Origin of the sequence: Methylobacterium sp. WL119, from assembly GCF_008039875.1 — a bacterium.
Taxonomy (GTDB): domain Bacteria; phylum Pseudomonadota; class Alphaproteobacteria; order Rhizobiales; family Beijerinckiaceae; genus Methylobacterium.
Window position 1 is genome coordinate 1 of the sequence record NZ_VRUU01000189.1, and the last position, 3,967, is coordinate 3,967.

Genomic DNA, 3,967 nt, shown 5'->3' on the forward strand with positions numbered 1-3,967 from the left:
GGCGGGAAGGGGCGTGGGCGACGCGGCGCTCGTCCGCGACGCCCTGCCGCAAAAGACGCTTCGTGTCGCCGATCAATGGGGCGAAAGCGTGCCACGTCGGCCCGAGGGCGCCCGGGGGAGACGATAATCCTCTCTCCCGGCGCCGTCCCGACGCGGTCGCGGAACGCGCCGGCCATGCCGGTTCGCGATCGGCGGGCCTCCCCCGCAGCGGCGTATCGCTCGGGCGCGTTCACGTCGCCGTGAGATCGAAGAGGCGGCGGGCCGCGCCCGAGCCCGCCCGCCGAGACGACCGTGCGGGCGCCGCCGCCCTGTCCCTTTGAGAGGCAGCGCTATCATCTCCGCGCGTAGCATCGTTTTAATGATAACCAGTCATGAACAGCGCGGACCGAACAGCAAGGTAGGCTGAAATAGAGACCCGAGCGACGCAAATAGCGCCGAATGGGTCTGGAAATAAGAAAATAATCAAGCGTCACGATCGGGAAGTCGCGTCGAGCAAAGACACCAGCACACTTGCCTGAAACGTCGGGCGTCATCCGACGATCACGGCAGGATTTGACCAACAATCGAAATCCACCCCGGGCATGCGCGCCCTGCGCACGCGTGCCGGCGGCATCGCCTTGCCTGTCCAGATCTCTGCGTTGCGTTCCTTGAGGACATACCGGCCGTCATGCCCAGCCATCGACCCTGCGACCGCCCCGCTGCGCGCCTGCACCGCGACCTGCTGACCACGACCGCCTTGGCCCTGGCGCTCGGCCTCGCCGCGACGGGCTCGGCCTCGGCACAGGCCTACAATGCCGGCACCGGCGCCACCTCGGCCGGAGCGAATTCGACCGCGGTCGGCCCGAACGCGGCGGCCGGCGGCGACGAGTCCTTCGCCGGCGGCTACAACGCGAGCTCGTCCGGTGCCGGATCCGTGGCGATCGGCTCGGGCGCCTCAGCGCAATCGGCGACGACCAACCAGGGCATCATCAACTACCGGGACGCCAACGGCGTCGGCAACCCGACGGCCGGGACCGGGGGCGACATCCGGAACGGCGCGAACGGCAGCACCACGCCGCCGGGTCCCGGGGAGGTCAATGCCGGCGCGCAGCCGTCGGGCACCGCGATCGGCAAGAAGTCCACCGTCGGCGCCGCCGGCGGCGTCGCCGTCGGCTACAACAACGCGGCCGGCACCGGGACCTTCAACTCGACCGCGATCGGCGCCAACAACGCCGCGTCCGGCTCCTACGGCGTCGCGATCGGCTACGCCAACATCGCCACCGGCCGCTCGACCCTGTCGCTCGGCACCAACAACCAGGCGCTCGGCGACGTCGCCATCGCCCTGGGACGGCAATCCTACGCGGTCGGCGACTTCTCGTTCGCCCAGGGCTTCATCGCCAGCGCCTACGGGCAGGATGCGCTGGCGCTCGGCCGGCTCTCCGTCGCCGGCGAGACCGGCAGCAACCCGACCGCCAGCAACATCGCGATCGGCGACAATTCCAACGCCGTCGGCGGCTCGGCGCTGGCGCTCGGCAGCGGCGCCTCGGCGACCAAGGCGCGCTCGGTGGCGCTCGGCGCCGGCTCGATGGCGCTGCGCGGCAGCCTGAGCGGCACCGAGGCCTACACCACGACCACCCTGTCCTCGGCCAACACCGAGCTCTCGGTCGGCGCGGCGGGCGCGGAGCGGCAGATCACCAACGTCGCGGGCGGCCAGCAGGACACCGACGCGGTCAACCTGCGCCAGCTCCGCTCGGTCGGGAACGGCGTCGCCGGGAACGCGACCGCGCTCGGGGGCAGCTTCGGCAGCGACGGCACCTACACGGCGCCGAGCTACAGCTACAACGGAAAGCCCTACGCCACCGTGCCCGGCGTCGTCGGCGCCATCGACCAGCTCGGCCTGCGCTACGACACCGACGGTTCGGGCAACCGGCTCGCCGGCATCGACCTAACCCGCGGCGGCAGCGTCGGCTCGGCGGTCGGCATCACCGGGCTCGCGCCGGCGACGACCGACAGCGGCGCCGTGGCGCTGTCGCAGATGCCGCTGCGATATTCCACGTCGGCGGACCCGACGACCGCGAACCCGGCCACGCCCTCGAACGACGCGACGCTGGTCGGCGCCAACGGCGGCGCTCCGGTCGCCCTGCACAACGTCGCCCCGGGAAGCCTCGCCTCGGGCTCGACCGACGCGGTCAACGGCGGCCAGCTGTTCACGACGAACCAGGCCGTGGCGACGAACGCCGGCAACCTCACCGCGCTGCGCAGCGGCCTCGACGCCGGCACGATCGGCCTCGTCCAGCAGGATGCCGCGAGCCGCACCATCACGGTCGGCTCGGCCACCGACGGCAGCGTGGTCGACTTCACCGGCACCGCGGGCGCGCGCCGCCTGACCGGGCTCGCCGCCGGCAGCGCCGACGGCGACGCGGCGACGGTCGGCCAGCTTCGCCTCGGCGGCAACGCCGTGATGCAAATCTTCGGGGCGGGCGCCGCGTTCAACCCGGTGACCGGCGCGTTCACCGCCCCGGCCTACGCCGTCGGCGGCCAGACCTACGGCGACGTCGGCTCGGCGCTCGCGGCGACCAACCGCCTCGCGGTGCAGTACGTGCCGGACGGCGCGAACAACCCGACCGGCGTGGTCGACCTCGCCCGGGGCAACGGCGGCAACGCGGTCGCGCTGCGCGGCGTCTCGGCCGGCCGCCTCGCCGCGGGCTCGACCGATGCGGTCAACGGCGACCAGCTCTACGCGACGAACCTCCGGGTCGCGACCAACACCAGCGACATCGCCACCAACGCGGGCGCGATCGGCACCCTGCGCCAGGGCATCACCGACGGCACGATCGGCCTGGTGCAGCAGGACCCGACGAGCCGCGCGATCCTGGTCGCCTCGGCGACGGACGGGGCGCTCGTCGACTTCCGCAACAGCGCCGGCAACGGCCGCGTCCTGCGCGGCGTCTCCGCCGGCGCGGTCGCCGCCGGTTCGGACGAGGCGATCAACGGCAGCCAGCTCTACGACACCAACCAGGCGGTGGCGGCCAACGGCGCCCAGACCAGCACCCTGCAATCGGCGATCGGAGCCGGCACGATCGGCCTGGTGCAGCAGGACCCGACCACCCGCGACATCGCCGTCGGCGCGGGTACGGACGGCACCCGCCTGACCTTGCGCAACGCCTCGGGCGGCACCCGCCTGCTCACCGGCCTCAGCGACGGCACCATCGCCGCCGGCTCGGCCGATGCGGTGACCGGGGGGCAGCTCTACGACACCAACCAGGCGGTGGCGGCGAATGCCAGCGGGCTCGCCGCCACGAACGGCAACCTCGCGAGCCTCCAGAGCGGCATCGTGCAGGGCACGATCGGCCTGCTGCGGCAGGACCAGGCCAGCCGCGAGCTGAGCATCGGCGCCGCGACCGACGGCACGGTGCTGAACCTCGCCAATGCCGGCGGCACCGGCCGCACCGTCGCCGGCGTCGCGGCGGGGACGCTGTCGGCGGCCTCCAACGAGGCGGTCAACGGCAGCCAGCTCTACGCGACGAACCAGGCGGTCGCGGGCCTGTCGGCGGGGGTCGCCAACGGCACCGTCGGCCTGGTCCAGCAGGATCAGGCGACGCGCGGGCTGACCGTCGGCGCCAATACCGACGGCACAACGGTGAGCTTCGCCGACCGCAACGGCACGGCGCGCACGCTCACCGGAATCGCCGGCGGCCGGATCGCCGCGGGCTCGACCGAGGCGGTCGACGGCGGGCAGGTCTACGGGCTCTCCGCCTCGCTGGCGAAAAGCCTCGGCGGCGGCGCGGGCGTGGCCGCCGACGGGTCGGTGACCGCACCGAGCTACGCGATCCAGGGCTCGCGCTTCGGCGACGTCGGCTCGGCGCTCGGCAGCCTCGACGCCGCGGTGACCAACCTCAACACCGTCGGCAGCCGCTACGTGGCGGTGCGCAGCACCGGTGCCGCGGCCCAGGCCACCGGCGCCGACAGCGTCGCCATCGGCCCGGCC

At 73.3% G+C, this 3,967-nt stretch carries 1 pseudogene; it reads left to right on the plus strand.

Annotation, left to right across the window (positions count from 1 at the left end):
* Positions 1 to 667 precede the first annotated feature (667 nt).
* Positions 668 to 3,967, plus strand: a pseudogene (locus tag FV227_RS28065) (hypothetical protein); the annotation flags it as partial.